The following is a 24,451-nucleotide window of genomic DNA, read 5'->3' as shown; positions in this document are numbered from 1 at the left end:
CTTAAGACATCTGGATTTTACTCTAAATTCGAAAGTTCGAATATGATGTGCAGCAAATTTTACCGTAAAACCGCGCCCGGTCAGAGGAATTTTAAAAAGGGTAATTTTTCCTCTTCACATCCCGGCCACGCTTCGTTAGAGAGCGCCCTACCAAGCCTAGACAGTGCGGTCGTGGCGGAATTGGTAGACGCGCAGCGTTGAGGTCGCTGTGGGGTAACACCCGTGGAGGTTCGAGTCCTCTCGACCGCACCATTTACTTAACGTCGATGCGTTCATGTGAACGAAAACCCCTTAAAAACAAAGCCCTGTTAAGCAAGACAACATTGCGTTGATTGCCTCTGAGCGTAATTTTGTGCATGTTATTACCCGTAAATTACCCGCGGAGCGTAAAAATGGCTTCGATTACCAAAAGCAAAACTGGATGGAGGGCGCAGGTTGCCCGGCGTGGCATCCGGACCTCAAAACACTTTCCGACTCAGAAAGAGGCCAAGGATTGGGCCACTCGTACCGAGTATGAGATTCTGAACGGTGACAAAATCGCTGCCAAATCCCTATTGGGCGGTCTGTTCGATCGGTATGCGCGGGAAGTGAGCACCACCAAAAGGGGAGAGCGCTGGGAGGTCATCCGGCTGAAAAATCTGGGCAAGGACCGAATTGCCAAGATCAAGCTTGAAGACCTTGCCGCGAAGGATTTTGCTGACTGGCGTGATCGCAGATTAAAGGAAGTTGCCCCAGCGAGCGTCATTCGTGAGATGCAGCTGATGTCCTCAGTCTTAAATGTGGCACGACGGGAATGGGGAATGATCAATAGCAACCCCTTGAGCGATGTCCGCAAACCGCCCAAACCCGCGCCGCGCGATAGACTTCCGACCGAGGATGAAATCGAGCGCATGCATTATTGCGCCGGCGATGATCTGAGCAAGGCAACAGCTCGGGCCTATCATGCGTTTCGATTTGCCGTAGCGACGGCAATGCGGGCAGGGGAGATTTGCAACCTCACATGGGATTGCGTTGATCTGGACCGACGCGTTGCGCATCTAAAGCAAACCAAGAATGGCCGCCCTCGAGACGTGCCTTTGTCCTCTCAAGCCGTTTCGCTACTGGAAGCTTTGCCCAAGAATGAGAGAGTGTTTGGGTTGGAACCTCGCCAGCTCGATGCCTTGTTTCGAAAGACGCGCGATCGAGCTGGTGTGGTTGGTTTGACGTTTCATGACAGCCGACATGCGGCGATCACGGCATTGGCGAAGAAACTGGAAGTTTTAGAGCTTGCCCGAATGGTCGGGCATACCGATCTCAAAATGCTGATGGTCTATTATAATGAGAGTGCGGAATCCTTGGCTAAACGTCTGGGTTAGCTACCAGCTTGTCTTTGCGTTCCAGTGATCCTTCTCTGACCCAGCGCCGCACGGTCCCTTCGGTTTTTCCAACCCGTTTGGCGTATTCGGCAACAGTAATCCACTTTGGGGGCGGCGTAATGTGCGCTGCATCTAGTTTCTGTTCCAACCGATCAATCTTGTCATGAAGCCGATCGAGGGCTGCTGCGTCGACGGCTATCATCTGCATGGGCGGTCTCCTATTTGTGATGCCGCTATAACGGCGGCGCGTTCGTCCAAATCTGCGAACCATTTTCTTCGGTAGCGGCGCTTTGCATCGACCAAGGCGCGTCGATCGACTTCGATTGCTCCGGCCTTGATCGCCAGAGTCCGTTTTGCTTTGCAGATGTCGAAATGCGGGTGTCTTTGGGGTTGAAACCATTTTCGATCGACACCGATCGTGTCGGCCATAACCATCAGCTCAGCGATGCTATCGGCCAGCATGTGGCACATGACCATGCGGCCGACGCGGTGCTGCGGGTTGTCGACGTAAACGCTCATAGCGGCCACCAAGGGCCAAAACTGTCGTTGGTTGCGTCCACCCAAACTGCCAATTTCCAGAGTGCGTAGGGCAGGGCGATGAAAGTCAGCGCCCCGCTTCCGATCAAGATCGCTAGGGTGAACAATCCGCAAGGGTTCAATTTGAACCGGGTCAAAACGAAACCTCCAGCATTGCCGATTGAACATTGCGTAAAGCGGTTTGCTGATGTTTCGCGAGGCGGCGGAAATCTGCGACCAGCAGAGCTTCGTCCTTGTTGTCCAAGTCCGTGTTGGGCTCTGCGCCGGTTTCAATGCCTTCAAAGAAATAGGCGACGGGTTTCTCCAACGTCGCTGCGATGTCCCACAAGCGTGAGGCACTGACACGGTTTGCGCCGGTTTCGTATTTCTGAATTTGCTGGAACTTGATGCCAACGGCCTCAGCTAGCTGCTGTTGAGTGATCCCTTTGAGCCAGCGTTGGTGACGAATGCGTTTTCCCACATGGATGTCAGCAGGGTGGGTCATTGCTCACCGCCTTTCGGACCAGTGGTAGGGCGGGACTGAAAGCCGAACTTCTGGCAAAGGAGATTGCGCCGATTGGAAAGGTGATGAATCTCAGCCGATCCGGCTCGATCCAACGGTGTGCCGTTGATCATGCCCAAAAGCCGATCCATCCGATCGTGCTCGATGCAAGCCGATGTTCCATCTTCCAGCAGCTGTCGTTCTTTTGCACGTAGCCATGCGTCTTGCGTCAAGGCACGTGGAGGCAGTGGGCCGCTGGTCGGGGCGATTAGCCAGGGGCGGATGTGTAACGGAATGTGCGTCGAGGGACGTCCGCTGGGGTGAGGGTGTTGCATATCGATCTCCCATTTGAACCGCGCAATGCCGAGAGGTTTGCGGTGTTCAAATTTAATATTGCGATATTCGCAAGTTGAGCGCAATCCTCAAGTTGCGATAATCGCAATAAAATGCCAGCGCAAACCCTTTACGTTACTTGAGCCTGAAAGTTCTGCGCCAAAAGGGCGGTTGACTGCCCGGCATTGGGGGCGGATGCTGGAAATTCGCTGCATAAGGTGTATGATCAGATCGCGGCCATAAAAGCGGACTTTTACCGTGGTCAAGTTGCTGACATAGGGCTTTTGGGGGCAAGAAACCATGTGAGCGCGGTGCCAAGTGGCAGTATGCCCACGCTACTCTTCGACTTCCCAAATATAGCGACCCTGATGCCGCAGTCTCTCTGGATGCAGTACAACCGTACTTTTCCCTTTAAGCCAATCTCGACAATACTGCCCACTTGATGATTTTACTCCATCTAAGGCGTCACACAGATTTGAAATGGTTGACGACAGCTTATTTCGACTTTGAGCGTCAAAAAAATCAACATGGGTTTCGGCGTATAACATGAGCGAGAATGCAAATATCTCCAAAGCGTCAGCATCCTCACGCCACGCAGTCAAATCCGTGCTATAGTCTACGTCTGGCAACGAGGGGGTGGTCCGATAGTTCCGAAAGAAAAATAGGTCGAGGTTCGCTTCGTCGCCGTTCTTCAAAAATGTTGGATAAGTTGCCCGCGCTAACTTCAAGTACTTCCTTGTTTGTGCATCTGAATCCACAACAAACGCAGATGCGTCCTTGAGCATTTCACGGCTATCGTAAACTATGCGCATAAAGTGGCTTGGGTCAGATTGAGTATTAGCCCACAACCGAGTTCCAAACTTGCGTGCGGCGTTCCAGTTTACTCTGCCATCTAGGTCGAATGCCAGTTTGCAAACGTACGGTGAGGTTGTCTGTTTCGAGTAAAGTTTCTCAAGAGCTCGGTCAACAACATCTATTACGCCTCCTTCTTGATCCGTCATTTCATAGGTCTGTTCACGACGCATCCTTCGAAAAGCGGCTTCCAATACGGTTAACTGTTCAACTGTTTTGACGTGGTCCAATTGCTCAGAGCAAATATTCAGTATGTTGTTTCTTAGAGGGCTTTGCGTGCACAGCAAACGAATTGGTGCGGACAGGTCATTTGAGAAGATTGCGGGTTTAGCAAGAGTAGAAACTAGCTGTCGTAGTTGATCCCCGCTCGGTAAGATATATCCTAAGCTATCTAAACAGAAATCGAGTAGTTCGTTGTTTTTTGGGTGCTCGTTTAGAGCATTCGTCAACGCCACAGCAACCTTTGTTGATGCTGCTCGTTTGTTGTTTGTCCTTATTTGAAGAGCCAAATGAGTAGGGAGCGTTCGCTGACCTGCGACGACGTGCTCCAGACAACTATTTACCAACGTAGTGGTGTCCTCAAACTCTGTGTCCAGAAACTTCGCATAAAAATACTCCATAAAAGTACGGTGTGTGAACTCGAAGATATTCTCACCTACCTCATGAAGTATCCATGCACGACCAGTGAGGTGCGCAACCATGTGCTGGGCAGCGGCGGCCGACCTGCCTTCGCGATTGTCGATGTAGTCAGATTTGAAAAAAACTCGTGCTTCTCTTTCCAGGTCGTCTTTTCCGATAGTGCCGCCATACTCCTCGTTTTCATAAAGAAGGGCAGAAAGGTGCTTAAACAGGTCAAATAGACGGTAGCGTTCCGGTAGGTCTGGAGTAATGTCTCTGAACTTGTCCCACTGGTCAAAAAGCAAGTCGGCACAAAACGCGTAAAGATTTGCTCGATTGTCCGGTATCTCACTCTTCTTATCATAGATAATAACGATTAGAGTCAGCAGCAGCGGGCTTCGAATAAGCTCTTTTGCTTTTTTCCCCGCATCAGCTAAAAAACCTTGGAGTCTGGAGTTCACCTCACTATCGCACCGCTTTAAAACTGTGCTCGAAACATTTCGATAAATCTGTTCGATAGCGCTATCGTTTAAGTGATCAACACCTACATGGGTGAAACCATCGAGAGGTTGCGTTTCGTATCCAACGTAGCGTGATGTGACTAGGACTTGGCACAACGGAAATTCTTTCCGAAATGAAGCAATTTCTTGAACAACTCTTGCTCGGTTTGACGTCGTAAGAACCTCGTCCAAACCGTCGGCTACAAAAAACACAGCACCGATGCGAAGATGGTACAGGATAGTTGATGTGAGGTCTAGTTCGTCTGCATTAACCAGTGAAGACGACACAAAATCGAAAATATAATGTTTCAATGAGAGGCGATCATCTTCCGCCGCCTTTGAGATATACGTGCGAAGCTGTATGTAGATCGGTAGTTTTGTCTGTCCTCCAAGATATCTGTTGCAGCTTTCTAAGCATAATTTCTTTGATAGAGTGCTCTTACCTCCGCCGGGGTCACCTAGCAAAACTGTGCTGTTGATGTAATCGAACGTCCTTTCCCAATCCTCCGAAACACGGTGCCGAGATATGTTTTTTCTCAGGTCTTGATACGGATTGAAGTTCCTCTTCCTATCGATGCGACTCACCGGCACGTCTACATAAATTTCGTCTAATGGCACTTGCACCACGTCCCCCGATGCGCCGTGTACATCAACGGAGTTCATGGTACGTTTAAGCGCTGTTACATAGGCTTTTAAGGGGTCGCGGTCGTCTGCTATCTTCTTTGCGATAAGCTCAGCGCTTACTTCGGCGTGCTCTATCCACTCTCCATCTTTGGTTTGTATCTTTTGGATGAAAGAGTTTAATATGCTTTCCGCGCGCCGAGCGTCGTCGTCTCTTCTCTTTTGCCAATCTAAACTGAAATCTTCCGGCATCTCGCGTGATACCGCTTTTGCAGTAGTTGCACTTATCGTCCGCAAGCAGTCCGCTAAGTTCTTGGCGAATTCTTTCGAGTCTTTGCGATTTGCGCTGCCACGTGACTGGTGGATGTACTCAATCAGCGTCAAAGCGTTATCGTGAACGATGTTCGATCCAAAGACTGCAATTAAGTAGTCAAGTAAATTTGAGTTGGCAAGATCGACTAGCGTAGAGTTCGTCGCTGGAGTGAGTGATTTATAGTTGCCAATCGCTCTTTGCAACGCCTCCAAAACTTGATCGTTTTCAGAGGAATCCTTTCTGCCTTCCAGTCGAAGCCGCATTCTGTAGGGTAGATAGTATTTTTGAATAAAACGCTTTGTGATTTGCCCTGCGATGGCAGTAACACCATTGACGACGAGACCTTCTGAAATAGCCAAAGCAAATACCTTTGAGTTGTTTCGGGCAATGTGCACTATCGCGTTAGGTATCTCAACTGCTTTCCTGAGGATTTATTCACTGCAAACGTTTTGTCCGCGAATCGGTGATCCTCCGAAAAGCGATGTCGCTCGATGGGGGTCAGCTTTGGCGGGCCGCAGCGCGTAACGAACACCGAGTGCCAAAGCCTGGATTGGGCCGGAGGTAACCTTGACGACATCGACTGACACCACTGACAGGCGCGGAAACTGGGTGCCAGCTCCAAACGCCTAGAGATGAAGCGAACGGCCCAGACCCGACATTGATTGGGAGGCCAATCGTTGCGTTGCAGTTTCCCGAGACCAGCCATTCAGCAAACCGCGCAGCGTTCTCGATGGCCGAACGGAAGAACTGCGTACAAAGGAGGTATTTGCCGTGGCTGCATCAATGGCCGCTTTTGAAGATCTCTATCATATACATATTGAGGAACCTGCCCAAATGGGCGTGCTTCGTAAAGTGTAGACTCTCAATCAGAAGGGGCTAAAATATGAATATATTCTGCAAATTCGCGCAATTGTTTAAGGAGGTAGTCACTTGGTGGATTTTCGTCAATTCAAGGAAGCTCTCGCCCAGTTTCAAGAAGAGTTTTCAACTGAACTTATGGACTTGGAGTGGGTCGCGATCGAACTGCATGCGGGCTTGAACGCCGCAAGCCCGGAAATCATTGTTAAGCTCGCTGGCAGCATGGATTCGACACCAGAGGCATTGCGTTCTGGATCGGCTTTCGAGCATGAAGGTCAAGGTTATTCAATTCGAATGATGGCAAACAGGGAGATCGTTGCACAACTTGAATCGGGAACCGCTGCACGGCCGGAAGGAGCTCCATATTATGGGACGTACGGTGGTCCAATAATGGTTAATGGAGTGCTCGTCGCAATATCAAATTGGCATGTTTTTTGCAGGAGTGGGAATAACTCTACCATCGGAGAAAAGATACAGATCGACGGAAAGACTGCCGCATCCCTGTATGACTTCGAGCCCGTAAACGAGTTTGGAAACAACGAGTATGATATTGCATTTGCGGAGTTCGATGATCCTGATGATGTTGAAGCTCGATTTCGCGAGTGCTCGAGTGGTTCACGCCTTCGATTTCCGCGTCGACTGGCGTGGTCTGTTGCGTTCGGCGAGGCGCATTACACAGTCGGGGCGCGTTCTCCAACTTGTGGTCATGGAAAACTACTGGGAGTTGCAAATATCCGGGTGAAATATGGAAGTGGCCGAGTAATTCCCTTTTCAAATCAACTATTGTTCTCAAAAATGTCAGATCGAGGAGACAGTGGTTCACTGGTGGTCGACGAGGAGCGGCATGAAGCTGTTGGTTTGATTTTTGCAGGTGACGATGACTCTAGTTACGCCAATTTTTTACCCGGCTATCCAGGTTTTTTGACAAGGGGCAGCATAGATTTGGGAGCGACGGAAACTTTGATGAGCTTTTCGTATCAGCCAGCAATGCGGGAGGGAGGAGTACTATACAGCGGTAACAAACCTATGTCGATGGATATGCCTTTCGAGAGAAGTGGGGCGGTACCGTCAATAGATAGGGAATCCTTCCCTCGGGAACTGATCGACCCCAAAAAACGATTAAAACTTTTGGATATAAACGACAATTATCAAGTTCGAATTCTTGATGTTCGAGGGAGTTGGGTCAAGGCCCAGCTATTCGCCCGACGCGACCAGAGGCCAGGCTATGGTATAGAATACCGTGCGCATGTAACAGGCTTTTTCAACGCCAATGCACCAAACCGCTTGTACTATCTTGATTAGTGCTTCGTGCTCTTGCCCTATAGAATAAGGTGTTTAGTCTGGCCGAGTCTAAAGGTCGGCTTCATTGGAGCCACTTTTCGTTCTGCACAAAAAAACCAAGTCAGGTGTGTTGTGCCAGTATCGATCATTTTGACACAACGCGCTGAGTCCCCGGAAATATTTAAATTTCTTTGTCGCAAATTCCTGACGAAACTTGGTTTAGATTTGGCAAGTTTCTGGCCAACTTATGGAAACCGGACTTTCGAACGAGGTGCAGCATTTGGAACTTTGCGCTCGAAGCCGCCTTGCGGCGGCGCAGCACCGCGAATGCGGCAAAATCAGGTGTTATCCCGGATGCCCGATGACTGTTGTCAGCCAAAGCGGACCCGTTTTACCCAGACTTTAGCACATGCAACATCCGTAGGTCGGGCGGGTTCCAGTCATTCGCTCCCGGAAAAAAGGCTGGAACCAATGCAAGATGACCAGACATACAGCTTGCGCCGGAAGATGCCATTTTTTTTTCGTTTCAGCTTTTCGCAGATGCCCACACGCGTTCCAGCCAGTCGTCTGCAGGTTGTTCTGGATTCTTTTCATGATCCGCTATAGCTTCAAATCGATGTAGATTTCGGTGCCTGCGTTTGGCGAACATCCAGCAGCCGATCTTCTTCGTTTACTTTGTGCAGGGGAGCTTAGATGTTAGAACAAGCGTATTGGATTGCAGGAATCGTGGTCGCTGCTGTAGCTGTTTTCGGGTTACTTCGGTGGCGCAAAAATCAGTCCACGGATATTAACCAAAATGCGACAGTTTCTGGGCAGGGGAACACCGTAAATCAACACATGGATAATAAAGGCAGTGGCCAATAAGTGATGGCCTTTTTGCGATCAATAAAAAATCGGTTTGGGGCGAAGAATAGAACTACTTCTCAGTTGACGGACATTAACGGCAACGGGAACAATGTCGATCAGTCCGTCAACAATAACACCTATATATTTGTTGATCCAAATGCTTCGGCGGACCTTCAAGATGTTGCCAAAAATCCAGCGCGTCCGGTGTTAAAACGCGCCCTAAATGCCTCAACTCTTGCTCAAGCCGCGCGCAACAATGAAGACCCTGTGGTTGTATTTTTAGCGGGTCCATACATAAAACCTGAAAGCGAAAGTGAGTCGAAGAATTCGGCAGCATCCAAACTTAGGTTTGAACTTTTTCACCGGCTAAAAGATCAAGATTTCGACGTTAGCTTGGGAACATATCCTAATTTGGTAACCTCTTTTGCGGCCGGGACTGGAGAGTTCCACAATGCGGCTGACGCAGAGCTAACTCACGCAAGAGACGTAGCCTCTCTTGTTGTAATGATCCCCGATAGCCCAGGTTCGTTTGCCGAGATCGGTGCGTTTAGCCTCAAGAGGGAAATTTGTAGGAAAATGATCATTCTTGCAGACGCAACTCACGAAAAGAACTTAGGATACCTCAACACTGGGCCAGTTGCGTGCGCACAGGCTTTTGGTTCTAAGGTGGAACGTGTCGATTACAAGGATGTGGAAGGTTGCATTGAAATTGTTAGTGCGTTTTCGAATAGAGTGAAGACCCAAATCCAACTTCAGTCGAGGATAGAAGCATGAGCGCCGCAGATCCTCTATTCGCGTACTTGGCAGTATTAGCTGTTATTCAGCCAGGGCGAGTTCAAGACATTGAAAGATTCGCGCCAGAAGTGCTCCCACCTAAAACAAGTGAGGCCTTCCTCGCTTCAGGAGCCTTCAGAGAAGCACATGAGTTTGCAAGGCAGCACGCGTACATTTTCCCGGTTCGAAAAGGAACATATTTCCTAACGTCTAAGGGACGTGAACTGGTAAGGCGGGACGGTCTCCACAAAGAGATCGATAACCTCAGATTGTTCTTGATGAAAGCTCAAAGGAAGAAGTACAAATGAGTCGCGAGTTGGTGTCACCATCGGAATGTTCGCTGTTTCGGCGAGCAGGTATACAGGTTAACTTTATAAGGGCTCGCGGATTTAAAGGATGCTCCGGATTTCCGGACTCATCCACAAATCCGGAGCATCCTTTAAATCCACGTGCTCAAGGCAGTCTTCTGGACTGGACTCTCTGAGATGCCAACTCGCTCCTATCTCCTTCCAAATGATTTTCAACATATTGAAGCGATACTGCGCTCAGAAAACCCTCAGGTTGAAGATGCCCAATTTGAAAACTTTCGTGACCAAGGGATCGCACCACTTCTCAGCTCCCTTGATATAGCCATCGTTTTGGGGATTGGCCCCCAACTCGTTGTCTCAATTACCAAGAAGCAAGAAAAACACTATCGCTCTTTCCCGATTCTGAAAAAAGATGGAACAGAACGAACGATTTCTGCACCAAGGGTTTACCTAAAAGTAATTCAATGGTGGATACTCGAAAACATCCTGAGCAAACTACCTTGCCACAAGAACGCCTTCGGTTTTTCACGCAATAAGTCGATCCAAGACAACGCGCGCTTTCACGCTGGATCAAAACACATCTTGAATGTCGATATTCAGTCTTTCTTCGACACTGTTACCGAGAGCCAAGTACAAGGAGTTTTCGCCAAGCTTGGGTATAGCGATGATACTTCAAAAACCTTATCCAATCTTTGCACCCTTAAAGGTAGCCTGCCTCAAGGGGCTCCAACGAGTCCAAGTCTAGCAAACCTAGTTCTGGCCGATACTGACGATAAACTTGAAAACCTGGCGAAAGTAAGAGGTATGAAATACTCAAGATATGCGGACGATATAACCTTTAGTAGCGATGAGTTCATTACTGCAGGATTTCATTTAGAAGTCGAAAAATTCCTGAAGGACATCGGTTTTCAATTGAAGTCGGCCAAAACCAGATACGCCGGCCCCGGCAATAGGAAGGATGTAACAGGCCTCATCTGCGGTGATTTTGTTCAACCCCCGTTGGAGTGGCGAAAAAATAATCGGTCGCGCGTTCACAAGCTTGGCAAAAAGGCATTCTTGGAAAAGGAAGACGTCGCATATCTACTTGGGCTCAGGGGTTACGCCATGCAATTTCCAGATGCAGTTCAAATGAGAACGCTGTTAACATCCGCAGATTTCTTGCTGGCTGGCCAGCAGCACGAAAATAGGCCAGTTTAGCGATCTAACTGCCGACACGCTGAAAGAGATTAAAGGTCCGCTCCGGGTAAAGTAACCACAGTGTTCTTAAGAACTTTGGATGTCTGCTTTGGGGCGATTCGGCTCAAGATTTCGCCTTCTGCCTCTGACTTTGCAAACTCCGCTTTCTGCGCATTCCTGACCTTGGTACGGAGCGCAGCATTGATGTTCTGGCCGATTGTACTCTGAATAGCTGCTTCCAGAGATTCTGCCCGAAGCCAGTGTGGAGGCAGCTAACGGCAACTCTCCGCCCTTCGCAATCACGGAACAGCATTTAGATGCTGTCGGGCGCAGCTAGTGACCGATAACGCCCAAGTCGCGACGTATCCAACGGCCCTTTGGTCCGCCGAGTGTTCGTGGCTTTCCTGACGCCAATTAGCGTCTTTGTTAACCAGGTCATGTGACAAAACAAGTGCAAAGACGCCACAAAGAAGCCCGATCGAACGAGTTTCTATCAGTTTAACAAAGTGTTAACAGCGGTCGTCGGGTCAAGAATGACCGCTTGGAATTGTTCGCGTCGACGGCGGGTTGTTACAAGTTTAGGGGATTCTATGACTGACGATGAGCTTATCCGGAGTCTTCAGGAGGTTCTAAAGGCTGAGACTCTCGAGCGGAGATTTGAGCTTTTGCGGCGTTTAGAAGAAACAGACGCTCCGACGGCGTTAGTTTTTGCCATACTGCCTGAAGCTCTGGATCAGTGGTTGCTGTCGTTTCACCAAAAAAGGCGAGAATAGTAGGGATTTCCTGTGCTTGCGGTTTTCTGGTTCCACCAAGCATTTTGGAAACCTTGTCGTTAGACAAGCCTAATGCTTCCGCCAACGCAGCTTTTTGTCCTCGATCAGTTCCTAGTCGAGCCTTGAGCCATTCAGGTGTGATTTCATCCATGGGCGTATATTGCGATTTTCGCACTAAATAGTATATTTCCAAATTCGCAATGTTTGCTGTTGCTATAATTTGCGAATATCGCAATAAATGAAGAATGATGGAGCCAGCAAAAACCGTTATCGAAATTTGTGGTGGTATAGATGCTGTCGCAAAAATTTGTGCAAGAGATCGCTCCCGCGTGACCCGTTGGGGTTATCCAAAGGAGCGAGGTGGAAGCGATGGAATGATCCCAACTCCAGTTGCAAATCGCTTGTTGGAGTTTGCGAGGGAGGAAAAGCTTCCCTTGAGGGCGGAGCACTTTTTCCTTGCAACGCTTGCGAGAGACACACAATGAACCGTCATTTGCAAAAGCCTGTTCCATTCACAGACAATCACACAAGGCAGGCGGAAACTTCTTGGGCTGATCAGGGCCAAAACACGGTTTCTGAAGAAACATCTTTCCAGATTGATCGCCTCAGCCTGCAAGACGTTGCGCGAGCCCGGTTTCGCGATCTGCTGAAAGACACTTGGCCGGGAACCGACCGGGAAACAGCGCGCCGCGCTGCCAAATCTCTGAATGTGCATGAAAAGACCGTCCTAAATTGGTTGGCCTGCACGCATTCTGCGCCGTTCGAAATCGTTTTTGCGATCGGCTGCTTCACCGGCGTTTATCGCGTGATGGACGTGATGACGCGCGGGCAGGGGCGTTTGCAGGTGTTGAACCTCTTTGCAAAAGGGGTGCGCCGTGTCCTGGGAAAATGACATTTTCAGTCTGATGTATTCGGACTTTGGAGCAGTTGGCGTCGAGGAGCTGACCAGCCAGTTTGGCCTTTGGGTCCGAAACTCTATCATTCATCTTTGGGCTGGCTATGTTGGCTTTCATCAATGGTTTTACCACCCTGATTTGCGCGGGATCCTGCAGGCGGTTTTGATCGCCTATTGCTTGCTTCAAGTTGTCCAGCTGTGGACGCCGGGTGATTTCACCTTGGTCGCACTGGATAGCGCTTGGGACATTGTCGCGGTAGCTATCGGCATCAGCTGGGCTTGGTCGGATGCCATGCGCGGGGTGCCGAAATGAGTTTCATAGAAGCCCTGACCAACTCAACGATTGGCCTCTGCGTGGCGGTTCTGCTGACATTGTATGCACTGCCGTTTTGGGGATACGAGCCATCGGTGGTTGAATCCTTTGAAATCACCGCGCTGTTCTTTGTCGCCGGGTTCATCCGGAACTGGACCATTCGCGCTGTGTTCCACCGCTATGTAAATCGCGGGGGCCAGGCAAAATGACCACCCAAGTCTTTCAACACAACACCGGTCGCACTCACGGGCAAACCGGTCAGGCGCGCGGATTGCGTCGCCGCCAAAGCAGCGGGGTGTTCTCCTCCTCGATCTTCCCGACACCTCGCTGCTTTTTGGATTTTCAAATGTCGTGCCATTGGCGCGGATGCCTGCGCCGGGTTTCGGCGTGCTCACTCCCTGAGTTGGATACTTGGCCGGTGCTGCGGCATCGGCCGCTTTTTTCCACGTTGGAATGGGCCCCGTGTGTGCGCCGGGTTATGCGCGCCGCCTTGCCTAAACTGCCCGGACATCCCGGAGCCCAGTCTGCGCCTGCTCGCGCGGCTGGGCGATTTTTTATGAGCGAGGTGAGATGATGGTTGCGCATCTGCAGGCAGTTGATGAGGAATTGGATGTCTATCCAATCTCGGTGAATGACCGACTGGATTCGCATTATTTCTTGCAATTCAACCACGACCGATACGAGCGCAGTGACTTTCGTCGCAAGTCATACCGCGACCCTGAGGTTGGGTTTTTCGGGTTGGAATTGTTCTTTAAATCGCATGGTGAAGCGCCACTTGGCACCTTGCCGCAAGATCATGATTCATTGGCGTTCCTGCTTGGATTGCCGCTTGAAAAGTGGATGGGCTTGGTCGAGCGCAAGTTTAACCCGCTCTACAATTGGAAGCCTGTGATGTGTGACAACGGCCAGGTCCGGCTCGCGCATCCTGTTGTCCAGGAAGTCATGGAAGCTGCGCTTCTGGGGCATCGGGAACACAGAGCCAGCAATGAAGACAAGGCGGTTTGGACCCGGCGTAAGCGGCTGAAAGAGGCGCTAAAATCTTGCGGGTGCAGCGATGATTTGTGCAGCGATGATGTGGCGGTTGGCTGGATCGATGATTGGCTGAGCGAGCACCACCATGGGCAACGCCGTATGCCACAATTCCAAGTCTCGATCGGGCGGGCTTTGAAGGTGGCCGCGCAAGAAGGCGTTTTGAACCGGACGCGCATGGGTCATTGAAATCAAACGATAAATCGAAGCGTTTGTAGACGGAACAGTTCTCCACAGTTCCGGAACAGTTCCGAACAGAATGGAACAGTTCCAGACATAAGAGAGGACACGAAATGAAATAATAACGATAGCCGGCCGCGCCATCAAACGAGCGAAGGGCCAGTGAAAAGCGAAGGGAGCCTAAAGTGCTGAGAAAGGGGTTGGAATGCAAAGCGCAAAGGCTGTGACAAAAGAAAAACCGGAGACAGGGCGGGCACGGGTGCGTCGGTTGCTGATCCGACGGTTGAATGATGTGGGCTTGCAGAAACGGCATGGAATGAAGGCTGAGGCGCATTTGGACATGCTCGGCCGGCTGGAAACCAAGCTGGCCTATATGAGTGAGGTCAATTTGAACGGCTTGGCTGATCTGGTGATTGCCAAAGCTGAGAATGAGCGGTGGCCCAAAGAGGTGACGATCTTGCAGTTTGGCAATCGCTTACAGCTGCCACCGCCTCGCCGTGTGGATTACGCGGTGTCGGTCATGCGATCGGCGATGGGCAAGCAGGCTTTGGCCGGTGGCTATCATGTCGAGTTGCTGGACATCGCGCGGCGTTGGGGCCCGCCGCCGTCGAAATATGAGATTGGCCAGCTGCAATCGCGCTCGATCGAGAATGTGCGCAAGCATGACCAGGTGATGGCGCGGGCGCAGAAGAACGTGGCCAGCCGCGATGATCAGCATTGGCTCGCTTGGTATCTCGGTCTCAAAGAAGAATGCGAAGCGATCCTGAGTGAAGCGACAGGAGAAGTGTCATGATGCAGATGACAATTGAGGCGGGCGAACAGGTTCAACCAACCGCAAGTACGACCAGGAAACCGATCGCGATCTGGGACTTGCTGCAATGGGCTTTTCGTTCGGAATGCGCGCAGCTCGACTTTGATGAGATTGGCAGCGAGGCGGGTGGCCGCGCTGGCGTTGGGATTGAATATATCCTGATGCAGCAAAGCATTCTGGGCTGTCGGCCTGATGGTGGTGGGTCGTCTGATCCGCATCATGACGCCGATATCGTGGCCTCGGCGCTGTCGGCATTGCCTGATCATGTCGGCGGGCGATCGATGGCGATCTCAATTGCTGAGCTGGCGCGGGCGGGGCAGGTGCCGGATTGGATGCCGGATGCCACGCCCTGCGTGAAGCCAGCGGATCTGCATACCAATCGATATGGATGCCAAGCCAAGACGGCAGACAGTTCTGAACTCGGCGAACAGGGCTGGCCCAAGCAACCGAGGCGCAACCGCAAGGGTGTGATCGTCTATGATGTGGTGAAGTATTGCCCGGTAGTGATCCGTCCTACAGCGGAACAAATCGGGCGTGCGCATCGCGCTTATCTGGCGTGGTGGGGCGCGCTTCTAGAGCTGCGTGGGACGCTGCAACTCTCGGCAATGCTAAGCAAGTTTGAGGTCACCAAGGCGATGCCTGCACTGGAGCCTTGGAAATAACTCTTGACGAAATCCTAGCCCAATTGACATAGTGCAGTCGGACCCAATAGCGCCCGCAGGAAACTGCCGGGCGCTTTTCTATTGGGGCAATCCAAACATTGGAGACTGCTTTGCCCAAGAAGCCTTGTGCGCATCCGGGATGTTCCCGGTTGCTCGATGTGACGCGCACCTATTGTGACCAGCATGCCAAGGCGGAAAAGCAAGAACGTGGTCGCTTTGCCGATGCGAAGCGATCGGATCGACCATCGCGGCGCTGGTACAATCTGGCGGCATGGAAGGGAAAGAATGGCCGGCGCACACGCCAGCTCAGGGCTGAGCCTTTGTGCACGATGTGCCCCGATCATTCGAAACAAGTCGCGACGGTTGCGGATCATGTCGAGCCGCACCGAGAAGACCACGGCAAGTTCTGGTTCGGAGCGCTGCAAAGCCTCTGCAAGAGCTGCCATGACAGCAAGAAACAGCGCGAAGAACGCCGCACCGCAATCAAGGGTGGGGGGCCTGAAAAAGTTCAGAGCCTGCCAACAGAAGACCGGCGTGGGTAATGAGATTTTTTCGCGCACATTTTTTTAGGGGGGGGTATGCCTGATCTGACTGCTGAGACTGAACTCAGCTTTGAACACCAAGTTGTTGCCCGTCTCGGCGGCTGGCCGGACTATTTTGGATTAGCTGAAGAACAGCATGCATTGGCGATGTTGGCGGCGGTGATCCGCGCCAAGGTGATTGATGAGCCGGTGTTTCGGGTGGTGTGCCTTTGGGCGGGGCACATGGCGGCGCATGATCGCGTTGCGGCCAAGATCGAAGACCAGGGCTTTAAGCCGTCTGAGAATAAATACCTGTCGGGCTTGGAGCAGCAGCAGGCGTTTCACGAAAACAAAGCGATGAAACTGCAGCGTGAGTTGCTGGCCACGCCCTATGCGCGGGCCAAGGCAGGTGGATCAGCTCAAACTGATTTCCTCGATCTGTTTGATGCGCCGCCAGAATCCGCGCCGCACGGATCCAAAACGGTGACGCCATTCCGATCAATGAAACGTCGAGGCCAAGGCTAACACATGCTTGATTGCCCTGATTTTGCCCCAATCACCCAACGCGGGATTGAATGGGCCGAGGATGTATTGTCTGGCAAAATCCCGGCCTGCAAACGCGTTAAACAAGCCTGCAAGCGGTTCAAAAACGACCTGAAACGCGCTGGTACCGATCAGTTTCCCTATGTCTTTGACTTTGAAGCCTCGGAACACATGTGCGCTTTTCTGGAAACCTTGCCGCATATCGAGGGAGCTTGGGCGGCGCGCGGCGAAACCTTTGAGCTGATCGGCTGGCAGGCGTTTCTGATTTGCCAGATCGGTGGCTGGCGTCACATGGTCACCGGGCTGCGCCGGTTCCGCACTGCATATATCGAGGTAGCGCGCAAGAACGGCAAGTCGACCTTGCTGGCTGGTGTGGGCCTCTATTTCCTCTCGGTGGATGGTGAGCCGGGGGCCAAGGTTTATTCGGCGGCGGCGAGCTCTGACCAGGCGCGCGAGGTGTTTGATCGGGCACGTGTGATTGCTCAGGCGGAAATGCCAAGTGGCTCGACCTTGGAAGATGAGGTTGAGCTGTCTGTTGAGCAGCACAAGATCAAGTCGGCGGATCCGGCGGCGGTGTTTCGCCCCGTCGCCAGCCAGACCAAGTCGAAAGACGGCAAGAACCCACATTGCGCCATCATCGATGAGCTGCATGAGCACGAAAAACGCGACGTTTGGGATTCAATGGAATCCGCGTTGGGCGCGCGAGAACACCCGTTGCTGATTGCGATCACCACGGCGGGCTACAACACGGCGGGCGTCTGTTTTGAGCAGCGCCGGATGGTGGAACGCATCCTTGATGGGGTGCTGAGCAACGACATGTATTTTGGCCTGATCTTTGAGGCTGATGAAGGCGATGAGCCAGGTGATCCGGAGACTTGGGCCAAGGCCAATCCGAGCCTCGGCAAAGCCAAACGCCTTGATTACATGGAAGGCGAATGGGCCAAAGCCCAAGCGACACCAGCGCGGATGGGGGAGTTTCTGCGCAAGCATTTGGACATCTGGACGTCGGTGGGGGCGGCAGCGCTGGATATGGATATGTGGCGCGCGGCTGAAGATGAGACGTTGCGGTTGCGCGATTTTGCTGGGCGCAAAGCCTATATCGGGGTCGATCTTGCAACGCGTGAAGACTTCGCGAGCGTCGTGGCCATCATTCCCGATGGTGATCGCTTCATCAATTTCTCCTGGCACTTCTGGCCAGAAAACAAGGTGCAGGCACCGGGCAATGAACATGTCTGGGCATGGGCGCAAGAGGGGCTGGTGCTTCACACACCGGGGGCCGAGCTGAACCTGAACTTTGTCGAGGCGCTGGTGTTTCAGCTGGCGGGCATGTCTGAATTGGCGGGCGATTGGGTCTTCAAAGACCTCGCCAAACTGGATGTGCAAATGGTCACCTATGACCCAACCTATGCGGCGCAAATGGCAGCGAATTGGGAAGGGGCTGGCATCGACGTGGTCGAGCTGCGCCAGCGCGCCACCAACATGCATGTGCCCTTTGAAAAGCTGATCTCGGCGGTTGAGGACAAGCGTTGGATCTCGGATGGCAATCCGGTGCTGCGCTGGATGGCGGCGAACACCTTGATGAAAAAAGTCCAAGGGGGCGACTTCATCTATCCGGCCAAGCTGGTGCCCGAAGACAAGATTGATGGAATTTCGGCGGCAATCACCGGGCTTTGGCCGTTGAGCCAAGTTGAAGAGGTCGATGAAAACGCTGCCAACCGTGAAAGCTACTTCAAACGGTTGATGGAGCAGGCATGAGCATTTTGAACAAAGCCTTGGGCGCGGTTGGGCTGGTGCGCAAATCCGCATTGGTGCAGTTCACCGATGGCCGGGGGAGCGGGCATGGTTCGGGCTATGCAGGCGAAACCGTGACCGCGAAATCGAGCCTTGGCCTGTCGGCGGTCTGGGCTTGTTCCAATTTGATCAGCGGCTCACTGTCATCCTTGCCCTTTGAAGTGACCAAAAGTGATGCAGATGGGTTTGCCCAGGTCGATGCAAGCCATCCGCTGCATAGCGTGATCTATGAAAGCCCGAACTTCGATCAGACAGCCTTGGATTTTTGGGATTTCATGAGCCTGTCAATCGAGCTTTGGGGAAATGCCTATGCTTCGATCGCGCGCAAGGACAATGGCGAGATCAAAGCGCTCTATCCGATCCATCCCGAGGTGATGCTGGTGCGCCGGCTGCAAAACGGGCGGATTGAATATCGTTGGGTGGATGAGGGTAAAAGTTACACCAAACTCGATCGCGATGTGTTTCATATTCGCGGGCCTGGCGGCCGCGCGCTTGGCGGCATGTCGGTATTGAGTTTTGGCATGAATGCCTTTTCTTCGGCGCTGGCGGCTGATCGATCGGCGGCAGAGATTTTCCGCAATGGGCTGCGCCCCTCCGGTGTGATCACCTTCGCCGATTGGTTGAATGATCCGCAGCGCGCCGTGGTCGATAAATTGGTCGAAAAATACGTTGGCGCGCAGAATGCTGGCAAACCCTTCGTGGCCGAAGGTGGCATGCAATATACGCCCATTAGCATCAATCCAGAAGATGCGCAGATGCTGGAAACCCGGCAGTTCTCGGTCGAAGAAATCTGCCGGTTTTTCCAAGTTCCGCCCGCACTGATTGGCCATGCCGGCAGCTCGACCGCCTGGCCAACAAGTGTCGATCAACAGGTGCTGATGTTTGTGAAGTTTTACCTTCGCCGCCGGGTGAAACGCATTGAACAGGCGGTGAAAAAACAGCTTTTGACACCGGCCGATCGTGCTGGTGGCTATGCGGCGCGGTTCAATATGGAAAGCATGCTGCGGGGCGACAGTGCCAGTCGGGCCAGCTTCTATCAAACCATGCTGCAGATCGGGGCATTGACGATCAACGAAGTTCGAAAGCTTGAAGGCAAGCCGCCGATTCCGGGCGGGGATGTGCCTCGAATGCAATCGCAAAACATCCCGATCACTCAAACAGAAGGGGGGCAAGATGGGGCTTGAGACAAAAGAAATGGCTGTTGATCTAAGCAAGGCCGCTGAATCCGGCGTCATTGAAGGCTATGCCAGCCTGTTTGATGAGGTTGATGGCGGCGGCGATGTGGTTGCACCGGGGGCCTACAAAGCCAGTTTGAACCAGCTGCAAAGCGCAGGGCGCAAGGTCAAAATGCTTTGGCAGCATGATCCCGAACAACCCATCGGGGTTTGGGATGAGGTGGCTGAAGATGACAAAGGTCTGCGCGTCAAAGGTCGGATTTTGGACACTGTGGAAAAGGGGCGCGAGGCGCGGGCGTTGATCGAGGCAGGGGTGTTGGACGGCTTGTCGATCGGCTACCGGACCGTGAAGGCTAGCAAGGACACCAAGGGGCACCGGGTGTTGAAGGAGCTCGAGCTTTGGGAGGTCTCGATCGTGACGTTTCCAATGCTGCCAAGCGCAACGATAGCGCCAAAAATGGCAGTGCCAGATGAGATTTTGGAAAAGCTCAAAGCCGGGGATCGGCTGACTGAGCGGGAGTTCGAACGTATGACCAAGGGGCTTGGTTGTTCGAACTCACAGGCGGAGCGTGCCGCGCGCATCCACCTGAAGGGGCAGGGGGAACCTGCTGCAGCGGAAACTGAGACTGAGGCGGTGGCGTTTTTTACCGCATTGAATGGGGCCTGACCCCACTTTCTGACATTTAAAACGGAGGTTTGCCATGTCTGGTGAAACCAAATCCGCAGCCGAGTTGGCAGCGGAAACCAAAGCTGCGTTCGACAAGAGCCTCGACGCGGTGAAAGAGATTGCTGAGGCCGCTGCGGGCAAAGCTGAAGCGGGCGAGCAGCTGTCGCAAAAGGCCAAAGACAAGGCTGATGAAGCGCTGGTCACCATGAACGAGCTGAAGGCCGGCATGACCGAGCTGGAGCAAAAGCTTGATCGCGGTGGGAATACTGATGCCAATGAGGCCAAGTCGATTGGTCAGATGTTCGTTGAAAGCGACGAATTCAAAAGCTTTGAAGCTGATGGGTTCAGCCGCAACAACAAAGCGCGCATCGAGGCAAAAGCAACGATCACGCTGGCAACCACGGATACCGACGGCGCGGTTGGGGCTGGTGTTCGCGCCACGCGCCTGCCGGGCATTCAGGAAATGCCGCAACGCCGGATGACCATTCGCGATCTGCTGATGCCGGGCCGCATGGATGGCAACACGCTGGAATACGTCCAAGAAACTGGGTTCAACAACAATGCTGCGATGGTCGCCGAAGGGGCGGTGAAGCCGCAATCAGATATCAAACTGGCGGATATCTCGACCTCGGCCAAGGTCATCGCGCATCACTTCAAGGCCTCGCGCCAGTCGCTGAGCGATGTGGCGCAGCTCCGGTCTTTGATTGATCAGCGCGGGCGCATGGGGTTGAAGCTGAAAGAAGAGGGGCAGCTTCTGAATGGCGATGGTACCGGGCAAAACCTGATGGGTCTGATCCCCAGCGCCACAGCCTATGCGGCGGCCTTTGCGGTCACGGCTGAAACCATCATCGACAAGCTGCGTCTGGCGATGTTGCAGTCCGCATTGGCGGAATATCCAGCGACAGGGCACGTGCTCAACCCGATCGATTGGGCGCGTATCGAGCTGACCAAAGATGGCGACAACAACTACATCGTTGGTGGCCCGACTGGCGATGCCCTCGCGCCGACTTTGTGGCGTTTGCCGGTGGTGGAAACCCAAGCGATGCAGGTCGATAAATTCCTGACCGGGGCGTTCCAGATGGGCGCGCAAATCTTTGATCGCTGGCTGGCCTCGGTTGAGACTGGTTATGTCGATGATGACTTTGTGCGCAACCTGATCACCATCTTGTTCGAAGAACGGCTGGCGCTGGCGATCTACCGTCCGGAGGCCTTCATTTACGGCGATCTCGGCTTCGTCGCCTAATCCACCAACCAATCAAAGGGGCCGTTTGGCCCTTTTTTCTTTTTGAGGAGAATGACATGGAATATTTGGTGAAACGCCCGCATGAGGGTGACAAGTGGTACAATCCCGGTGACATCCGCGAGGCCAATCCGCTGACCGTGAAACACTTGGTTGATCGCGGGGTTCTGGTTGTGAAGCCTGCAGATGAGGACCCTGTCGAGACGGTCAAAAAACCTGTGACGAAAGCCGCAGGTAAAAAGGCCAAGGCAACGCCGGAAAACAAAGCCGCGCTAGCGCCATCCGACAAGGCCGATAGTGGGACGGACCAGAAGCGCGAAACTTCGGACGCCAAAGAGTAATCCGGCGTGTGGCTTGAACGGGTGTCCGGACCATCACAAAACGTGATCGAGATTGAGGATGCGCGGGATCATCTGCGCATTCTTGATCAAGACAATGACAGCGAAATCCAAGCGGCGATCTCGGCGGCAACGGCTTATCTCGATGTCGATGAAGACGGGTTTGGTGGGCTTGGGTTTCCGCTGGTATCTCAGCAATGGAAGTTGCGGGTGCCGGGTTTTGCCGAGGTGATGACACGTCTGCCCTTTGCCCGCGTGACGTCGGTGGATGCAATTGACGTGATTGGTGCGGATGATGTGCCAGCAAGTGTTCCGCCCCCTGACTACATGCTGACTGGCTCCGGTCGTTTGAAACAAGTGGTTCTGACTTCCGGCGCGTCTTGGCCAAATGTGGCTGACCGACCTGATGCCGTGACCATCCGCTTCACGGCTGGTTGGGCGGACGTGGATGCCGTTCCCGGCGACATCAAAGCGGCGGCGCGGCTGTTGATCGGACATTTCTTTGAAAACCGCACGGCGGTTGCTGATGGTCCATCGGCTGAAATCGCGCTTGGCGTCGAGCGACTAACAACCCGTTACAAGGCTTTCGCAATCTGATGGCCAATCCGTCGAAATACGATCGCAAGCTTGGCTTTGAACGCTTGGGGGCAGGGACCGCCAATGGCTTCAATGAGCTGAGCGAGGATTTTGCATTGGCGTTTCGCGCTTGGGGTGCGCGCCGCGATGTTTCGGATGCCGAACGTTGGGCCGGTGGTGATCAGGCAGGCCTCAAACGCAGCCGTTTTGTTATTCGATCAAATGCCAATGCCCGCACGCTGACCTCGGATGATCGGCTGGTTTTGAATGGGGTTTGGGATGAACAGGGCGCGCTGCAATCTGGTGAGGTGTGGGAAATCACTGGCATAAAAGAGGTTCAAGGCCAACGCCACGCAGAGATCGAAATCTCGGCGCAGGTCCGGAGCGATCCAGCATGATCAAGTTTCGCATGGATGGGCTGCGCGAGCTGGAAGCGATGCTGATGGAATTGTCCAAACCTGCGGCCAAAGCCTCCTCGCGTCGGATTTTGAAAAAGGCCGGCAAACCCATGGCCGAGGCTGGGGCGCGCAATGCGCCAGAGGATCAGGGCCATCTGAAAGACAGCTACGGTGTTGGCACCAAGCTGACCAAACGCCAGCGCCGTCAGTATGTGAAGCAAAGCGAGGTTGAGGTCTTTGTTGGACCCAATGATCCATCTGCTGTGCAAACCGAGTTTGGCAATGAGCACCAAGCGGCACAGCCGCATTTGCGCCCGGCCTTTGAGGCGAAAAAGTATGAGGCGCTGCGCATCATTGGTGCTGAGTTCATGGCTGACATTCAAAAGACCATCGCGCGCCAAAAGCGCCGCCTCGCAAAGAAAAAGGCCAAGTGATGCAGGAGGCTTTGACGGCGCTGCTACTAGCTCACCCCCCGCTGACCCATCTGGTTGGAACGCGGGTGCATTGGATGCGTCTGCCCAAACAGGTCAAGGCTCGGCCCTATGTGAACCTGCAGGAGGTCTGGTCGTCTGAAGGATATCATTTCCGCGGTCGATCGGGCCTGACGCGCACCTCGGTCCAGGCGGATGTCTGGGCCAAAACCTACGCGGATGGCGTCGCGGTGACGCGTGCGCTGAGCGACGTGCTCTCGGGATATCGGGGCACGGTGGCCGGGGTGGTGTTTCAAGGAATATTTGTCCGGCAGGCGCGTGATCTGTCGGGCGAGACCGCAGGGCGGGAGCGCCAGCTCTTCCGTCGATCTGTGGATTTTGATGTCAGCTGGGCATTGGAGAGCTAATCATGAGTGACGCACAAATCGGGTTCGACACCAAGTTCGAGCGCGGCAACGGAGCAGACCCCGAAGTGTTTGCAGAGCTGGGCGAGGTGATCAATCTCAGCGCGCCGGGGATTTCGCGGGAAACCAAAGACGCGACGCATTTCCAGTCGCCAGAAAAGTGGCGCGAGTTCATCAAGGGGCTGCTCGATGCAGGTGAGTTCTCGGTCGAGATCCACTTTGATCCGGATGGGCCGACTGCGGCTCAAATGATGGCCGACATCATTGAAGACGGGCCGATCACCTATCGCATCACCTTTCCAGATGGCACCGAATGGACGTTCTCGGCCTTGGCCACCGGGTTTGAGCCGGGGGTGCCGATGGATGACAAAATGACCGCAACCTTCACAGGCAAGCTGACCGGCAAGCCTGCATTTGTTGATTAAAGCGAGGACCCTATGGGCAACAAAGTAATGGGGCAGTTTGATCTGCCAGCTGGTGACAAGACCTACAAAATCGAGTTCACACCTAATGGCTGGTGCGAGCTCGAAGATGTCGTTGGTTGTGGCACTATGGAGTTCCTCAAACGTCTCGAAGAGGCAGAGGAAAAGCTCAACTTCCGCGATGTACGCCTGCTGATGTGGGCCGGGCTGATCGAGCATCATGATGGCATCACCCTGAAAGACGCGGGCAGGGTGATCAAAGACGCCGGTGGTCTTGAGGTGGTGTTTCAAAAGCTTGGCGAAGCAGTCAAAGCCAGCATGCCGCAGGGCAAGGATAGTGGCGGCGATGGTGGCTCGGGAAACGCCGAAGGGACGTCCTAGACTGGGCGTCCCTTTGGGAAAGCTGGATCGAAGCCGGGCAGGATCCGG

Annotated in this window: 31 protein-coding genes and 1 tRNA gene; 25 read left to right on the top strand and 7 right to left on the bottom strand. The window is 53.1% G+C overall.

The features are described 5' to 3' along the window. The first annotated feature begins 165 nt into the window (after window positions 1-165). Both Q1A43_RS05950 and Q1A43_RS05945 read left to right on the top strand, forming a co-directional pair. Window positions 166-252 (top strand) — tRNA-Leu (locus Q1A43_RS05950). A 140-nt stretch (window positions 253-392) separates the two neighbouring features. Further along, window positions 393-1,355, top strand: coding sequence for a site-specific integrase (locus Q1A43_RS05945; protein ID WP_299933409.1), 963 nt, complete (start codon window positions 393-395; stop codon window positions 1,353-1,355). On the opposite strand, the gene Q1A43_RS05940 is transcribed toward Q1A43_RS05945, so the two are convergent. The 6 genes from Q1A43_RS05940 to Q1A43_RS05915 form a co-directional block, all read right to left on the bottom strand. Then, entirely contained in the window at window positions 1,339-1,563 is a 225-nt protein-coding gene (locus tag Q1A43_RS05940) for a hypothetical protein (protein ID WP_299933408.1), read from the bottom strand. The two genes, Q1A43_RS05945 and Q1A43_RS05940, sit on opposite strands and share 17 nt — an antisense overlap. After that, the gene (locus Q1A43_RS05935; RefSeq protein WP_299933407.1) at window positions 1,554-1,874 is read right to left on the bottom strand and encodes a DUF4031 domain-containing protein; all 321 of its coding nucleotides are present in this window, start codon (window positions 1,872-1,874) and stop codon (window positions 1,554-1,556) included. Before Q1A43_RS05935 ends, Q1A43_RS05940 begins: the two co-directional genes overlap by 10 nt. Continuing rightward, the gene (locus Q1A43_RS05930; RefSeq protein WP_299933405.1) at window positions 1,871-2,029 is read right to left on the bottom strand and encodes a hypothetical protein; all 159 of its coding nucleotides are present in this window, start codon (window positions 2,027-2,029) and stop codon (window positions 1,871-1,873) included. The genes Q1A43_RS05935 and Q1A43_RS05930 overlap by 4 nt, the downstream gene beginning before the upstream one ends. Next, entirely contained in the window at window positions 2,026-2,376 is a 351-nt protein-coding gene (locus Q1A43_RS05925) for a helix-turn-helix transcriptional regulator (protein WP_299933403.1), read from the bottom strand. The genes Q1A43_RS05930 and Q1A43_RS05925 overlap by 4 nt, the downstream gene beginning before the upstream one ends. Continuing rightward, window positions 2,373-2,708, bottom strand: a complete 336-nt coding sequence (locus tag Q1A43_RS05920; RefSeq protein WP_299933400.1) for a hypothetical protein — start codon at window positions 2,706-2,708, stop codon at window positions 2,373-2,375. The genes Q1A43_RS05925 and Q1A43_RS05920 overlap by 4 nt, the downstream gene beginning before the upstream one ends. A 333-nt stretch (window positions 2,709-3,041) precedes the next feature. After that, entirely contained in the window at window positions 3,042-5,969 is a 2,928-nt protein-coding gene (locus Q1A43_RS05915) for an NACHT domain-containing protein (RefSeq protein WP_299933398.1), read from the bottom strand. 571 nt (window positions 5,970-6,540) lie between these two features. Here Q1A43_RS05915 and Q1A43_RS05910 point away from each other — a divergent pair. From Q1A43_RS05910 to Q1A43_RS05895, 4 genes are all read left to right on the top strand, one after another. Next, on the top strand, window positions 6,541-7,770 hold the full coding sequence (locus Q1A43_RS05910; protein WP_299933396.1) for a hypothetical protein: 1,230 nt from the start codon (window positions 6,541-6,543) through the stop codon (window positions 7,768-7,770). Between the two features lie 846 nt (window positions 7,771-8,616). Then, the gene (locus tag Q1A43_RS05905; protein ID WP_299933394.1) at window positions 8,617-9,369 is read left to right on the top strand and encodes a hypothetical protein; all 753 of its coding nucleotides are present in this window, start codon (window positions 8,617-8,619) and stop codon (window positions 9,367-9,369) included. Then, window positions 9,366-9,677: a hypothetical protein gene (locus Q1A43_RS05900; RefSeq protein WP_299933392.1), complete on the top strand. Its 312-nt coding sequence runs from the start codon at window positions 9,366-9,368 to the stop codon at window positions 9,675-9,677. Before Q1A43_RS05905 ends, Q1A43_RS05900 begins: the two co-directional genes overlap by 4 nt. A gap of 177 nt (window positions 9,678-9,854) precedes the next feature. Further along, a complete protein-coding gene (locus Q1A43_RS05895) occupies window positions 9,855-10,874 on the top strand; it encodes a retron St85 family RNA-directed DNA polymerase (RefSeq protein WP_299933390.1) in 1,020 nt (339 codons plus the stop codon). A gap of 585 nt (window positions 10,875-11,459) precedes the next feature. Here the strand turns inward: Q1A43_RS05895 and Q1A43_RS05890 are convergent. After that, the gene (locus tag Q1A43_RS05890; RefSeq protein WP_299933388.1) at window positions 11,460-11,777 is read right to left on the bottom strand and encodes a hypothetical protein; all 318 of its coding nucleotides are present in this window, start codon (window positions 11,775-11,777) and stop codon (window positions 11,460-11,462) included. Window positions 11,778-11,864: 87 nt separating this feature from the next. Here Q1A43_RS05890 and Q1A43_RS05885 point away from each other — a divergent pair, with 87 nt between their 5' ends. The 19 genes from Q1A43_RS05885 (at window position 11,865) to Q1A43_RS05795 (ending at window position 24,403) form a co-directional block, all read left to right on the top strand. Then, window positions 11,865-12,518, top strand: coding sequence for a hypothetical protein (locus Q1A43_RS05885; protein ID WP_299933386.1), 654 nt, complete (start codon window positions 11,865-11,867; stop codon window positions 12,516-12,518). Then, window positions 12,502-12,834 (top strand): hypothetical protein, encoded by a 333-nt coding sequence (locus Q1A43_RS05880; RefSeq protein WP_299933384.1) that lies wholly within the window; start codon window positions 12,502-12,504, stop codon window positions 12,832-12,834. Before Q1A43_RS05885 ends, Q1A43_RS05880 begins: the two co-directional genes overlap by 17 nt. Further along, the gene (locus tag Q1A43_RS05875) at window positions 12,831-13,043 is read left to right on the top strand and encodes a hypothetical protein (RefSeq protein ID WP_299933382.1); all 213 of its coding nucleotides are present in this window, start codon (window positions 12,831-12,833) and stop codon (window positions 13,041-13,043) included. The genes Q1A43_RS05880 and Q1A43_RS05875 overlap by 4 nt, the downstream gene beginning before the upstream one ends. A gap of 364 nt (window positions 13,044-13,407) precedes the next feature. Next, entirely contained in the window at window positions 13,408-14,052 is a 645-nt protein-coding gene (locus Q1A43_RS05870; RefSeq protein ID WP_299933380.1) for a hypothetical protein, read from the top strand. A 196-nt stretch (window positions 14,053-14,248) separates the two neighbouring features. Next, a complete protein-coding gene (locus Q1A43_RS05865) occupies window positions 14,249-14,836 on the top strand; it encodes a hypothetical protein (protein WP_299933378.1) in 588 nt (195 codons plus the stop codon). Next, window positions 14,833-15,516, top strand: coding sequence for a hypothetical protein (locus Q1A43_RS05860; RefSeq protein ID WP_299933376.1), 684 nt, complete (start codon window positions 14,833-14,835; stop codon window positions 15,514-15,516). The genes Q1A43_RS05865 and Q1A43_RS05860 overlap by 4 nt, the downstream gene beginning before the upstream one ends. Before the next feature lie 110 nt (window positions 15,517-15,626). Then, window positions 15,627-16,058, top strand: coding sequence for an HNH endonuclease (locus Q1A43_RS05855; RefSeq protein WP_299933374.1), 432 nt, complete (start codon window positions 15,627-15,629; stop codon window positions 16,056-16,058). A gap of 36 nt (window positions 16,059-16,094) precedes the next feature. Then, window positions 16,095-16,562, top strand: coding sequence for a hypothetical protein (locus tag Q1A43_RS05850; RefSeq protein ID WP_299933372.1), 468 nt, complete (start codon window positions 16,095-16,097; stop codon window positions 16,560-16,562). 3 nt (window positions 16,563-16,565) lie between these two features. Beyond that, window positions 16,566-18,335 carry a terminase TerL endonuclease subunit gene (locus tag Q1A43_RS05845; RefSeq protein ID WP_299933370.1) on the top strand — a complete coding sequence of 590 codons (1,770 nt, stop codon included), beginning with the start codon at window positions 16,566-16,568 and terminating at the stop codon, window positions 18,333-18,335. Further along, window positions 18,332-19,555: a phage portal protein gene (locus Q1A43_RS05840; protein ID WP_299933368.1), complete on the top strand. Its 1,224-nt coding sequence runs from the start codon at window positions 18,332-18,334 to the stop codon at window positions 19,553-19,555. Before Q1A43_RS05845 ends, Q1A43_RS05840 begins: the two co-directional genes overlap by 4 nt. Then, window positions 19,545-20,213 (top strand): HK97 family phage prohead protease, encoded by a 669-nt coding sequence (locus Q1A43_RS05835; protein ID WP_299933366.1) that lies wholly within the window; start codon window positions 19,545-19,547, stop codon window positions 20,211-20,213. The genes Q1A43_RS05840 and Q1A43_RS05835 overlap by 11 nt, the downstream gene beginning before the upstream one ends. Before the next feature lie 34 nt (window positions 20,214-20,247). Further along, entirely contained in the window at window positions 20,248-21,456 is a 1,209-nt protein-coding gene (locus tag Q1A43_RS05830) for a phage major capsid protein (protein WP_299933364.1), read from the top strand. Window positions 21,457-21,512: 56 nt separating this feature from the next. Next, window positions 21,513-21,794, top strand: a complete 282-nt coding sequence (locus tag Q1A43_RS05825; protein WP_299933362.1) for a hypothetical protein — start codon at window positions 21,513-21,515, stop codon at window positions 21,792-21,794. A 6-nt stretch (window positions 21,795-21,800) separates the two neighbouring features. Further along, window positions 21,801-22,388: a head-tail connector protein gene (locus Q1A43_RS05820; protein ID WP_366944240.1), complete on the top strand. Its 588-nt coding sequence runs from the start codon at window positions 21,801-21,803 to the stop codon at window positions 22,386-22,388. Beyond that, on the top strand, window positions 22,388-22,765 hold the full coding sequence (locus Q1A43_RS05815) for a head-tail adaptor protein (protein WP_299933360.1): 378 nt from the start codon (window positions 22,388-22,390) through the stop codon (window positions 22,763-22,765). Before Q1A43_RS05820 ends, Q1A43_RS05815 begins: the two co-directional genes overlap by 1 nt. Further along, entirely contained in the window at window positions 22,762-23,199 is a 438-nt protein-coding gene (locus tag Q1A43_RS05810; RefSeq protein WP_299933358.1) for an HK97-gp10 family putative phage morphogenesis protein, read from the top strand. Before Q1A43_RS05815 ends, Q1A43_RS05810 begins: the two co-directional genes overlap by 4 nt. Next, entirely contained in the window at window positions 23,199-23,603 is a 405-nt protein-coding gene (locus tag Q1A43_RS05805) for a DUF3168 domain-containing protein (protein WP_299933356.1), read from the top strand. The genes Q1A43_RS05810 and Q1A43_RS05805 overlap by 1 nt, the downstream gene beginning before the upstream one ends. Before the next feature lie 2 nt (window positions 23,604-23,605). After that, window positions 23,606-24,025 (top strand): phage tail tube protein, encoded by a 420-nt coding sequence (locus tag Q1A43_RS05800; protein ID WP_299933354.1) that lies wholly within the window; start codon window positions 23,606-23,608, stop codon window positions 24,023-24,025. Between the two features lie 12 nt (window positions 24,026-24,037). Beyond that, on the top strand, window positions 24,038-24,403 hold the full coding sequence (locus Q1A43_RS05795; protein ID WP_299933352.1) for a GTA-gp10 family protein: 366 nt from the start codon (window positions 24,038-24,040) through the stop codon (window positions 24,401-24,403). The last annotated feature ends 48 nt before the right edge of the window (window positions 24,404-24,451 follow it).

The organism is uncultured Pelagimonas sp., assembly GCF_947498515.1.
Lineage (GTDB): Bacteria > Pseudomonadota > Alphaproteobacteria > Rhodobacterales > Rhodobacteraceae > Pelagimonas.
The sequence above is the reverse complement of the archived record's forward strand: the minus strand, read 5'-3'. Positions and strand labels throughout refer to the sequence as shown.

Excerpts from the sequence above, each read along its gene's own strand:
- Q1A43_RS05945 (WP_299933409.1), top strand. The coding sequence starts at position 393 with ATGGCTTCGATTACCAAAAGCAAAACTGGATGGAGGGCGCAGGTTGCC.
- Q1A43_RS05940 (WP_299933408.1), bottom strand. The coding sequence starts at position 1,563 with ATGCAGATGATAGCCGTCGACGCAGCAGCCCTCGATCGGCTTCATGAC.
- Q1A43_RS05935 (WP_299933407.1), bottom strand. The coding sequence starts at position 1,874 with ATGAGCGTTTACGTCGACAACCCGCAGCACCGCGTCGGCCGCATGGTC.
- Q1A43_RS05925 (WP_299933403.1), bottom strand. The coding sequence starts at position 2,376 with ATGACCCACCCTGCTGACATCCATGTGGGAAAACGCATTCGTCACCAA.
- Q1A43_RS05920 (WP_299933400.1), bottom strand. The coding sequence starts at position 2,708 with ATGCAACACCCTCACCCCAGCGGACGTCCCTCGACGCACATTCCGTTA.
- Q1A43_RS05905 (WP_299933394.1), top strand. The coding sequence starts at position 8,617 with ATGGCCTTTTTGCGATCAATAAAAAATCGGTTTGGGGCGAAGAATAGA.
- Q1A43_RS05900 (WP_299933392.1), top strand. The coding sequence starts at position 9,366 with ATGAGCGCCGCAGATCCTCTATTCGCGTACTTGGCAGTATTAGCTGTT.
- Q1A43_RS05895 (WP_299933390.1), top strand. The coding sequence starts at position 9,855 with ATGCCAACTCGCTCCTATCTCCTTCCAAATGATTTTCAACATATTGAA.
- Q1A43_RS05890 (WP_299933388.1), bottom strand. The coding sequence starts at position 11,777 with ATGGATGAAATCACACCTGAATGGCTCAAGGCTCGACTAGGAACTGAT.
- Q1A43_RS05885 (WP_299933386.1), top strand. The coding sequence starts at position 11,865 with ATGAAGAATGATGGAGCCAGCAAAAACCGTTATCGAAATTTGTGGTGG.
- Q1A43_RS05875 (WP_299933382.1), top strand. The coding sequence starts at position 12,831 with ATGAGTTTCATAGAAGCCCTGACCAACTCAACGATTGGCCTCTGCGTG.
- Q1A43_RS05870 (WP_299933380.1), top strand. The coding sequence starts at position 13,408 with ATGGTTGCGCATCTGCAGGCAGTTGATGAGGAATTGGATGTCTATCCA.
- Q1A43_RS05865 (WP_299933378.1), top strand. The coding sequence starts at position 14,249 with ATGCAAAGCGCAAAGGCTGTGACAAAAGAAAAACCGGAGACAGGGCGG.
- Q1A43_RS05860 (WP_299933376.1), top strand. The coding sequence starts at position 14,833 with ATGATGCAGATGACAATTGAGGCGGGCGAACAGGTTCAACCAACCGCA.
- Q1A43_RS05850 (WP_299933372.1), top strand. The coding sequence starts at position 16,095 with ATGCCTGATCTGACTGCTGAGACTGAACTCAGCTTTGAACACCAAGTT.
- Q1A43_RS05845 (WP_299933370.1), top strand. The coding sequence starts at position 16,566 with ATGCTTGATTGCCCTGATTTTGCCCCAATCACCCAACGCGGGATTGAA.
- Q1A43_RS05840 (WP_299933368.1), top strand. The coding sequence starts at position 18,332 with ATGAGCATTTTGAACAAAGCCTTGGGCGCGGTTGGGCTGGTGCGCAAA.
- Q1A43_RS05835 (WP_299933366.1), top strand. The coding sequence starts at position 19,545 with ATGGGGCTTGAGACAAAAGAAATGGCTGTTGATCTAAGCAAGGCCGCT.
- Q1A43_RS05830 (WP_299933364.1), top strand. The coding sequence starts at position 20,248 with ATGTCTGGTGAAACCAAATCCGCAGCCGAGTTGGCAGCGGAAACCAAA.
- Q1A43_RS05825 (WP_299933362.1), top strand. The coding sequence starts at position 21,513 with ATGGAATATTTGGTGAAACGCCCGCATGAGGGTGACAAGTGGTACAAT.
- Q1A43_RS05815 (WP_299933360.1), top strand. The coding sequence starts at position 22,388 with ATGGCCAATCCGTCGAAATACGATCGCAAGCTTGGCTTTGAACGCTTG.
- Q1A43_RS05810 (WP_299933358.1), top strand. The coding sequence starts at position 22,762 with ATGATCAAGTTTCGCATGGATGGGCTGCGCGAGCTGGAAGCGATGCTG.
- Q1A43_RS05805 (WP_299933356.1), top strand. The coding sequence starts at position 23,199 with ATGCAGGAGGCTTTGACGGCGCTGCTACTAGCTCACCCCCCGCTGACC.
- Q1A43_RS05800 (WP_299933354.1), top strand. The coding sequence starts at position 23,606 with ATGAGTGACGCACAAATCGGGTTCGACACCAAGTTCGAGCGCGGCAAC.
- Q1A43_RS05795 (WP_299933352.1), top strand. The coding sequence starts at position 24,038 with ATGGGCAACAAAGTAATGGGGCAGTTTGATCTGCCAGCTGGTGACAAG.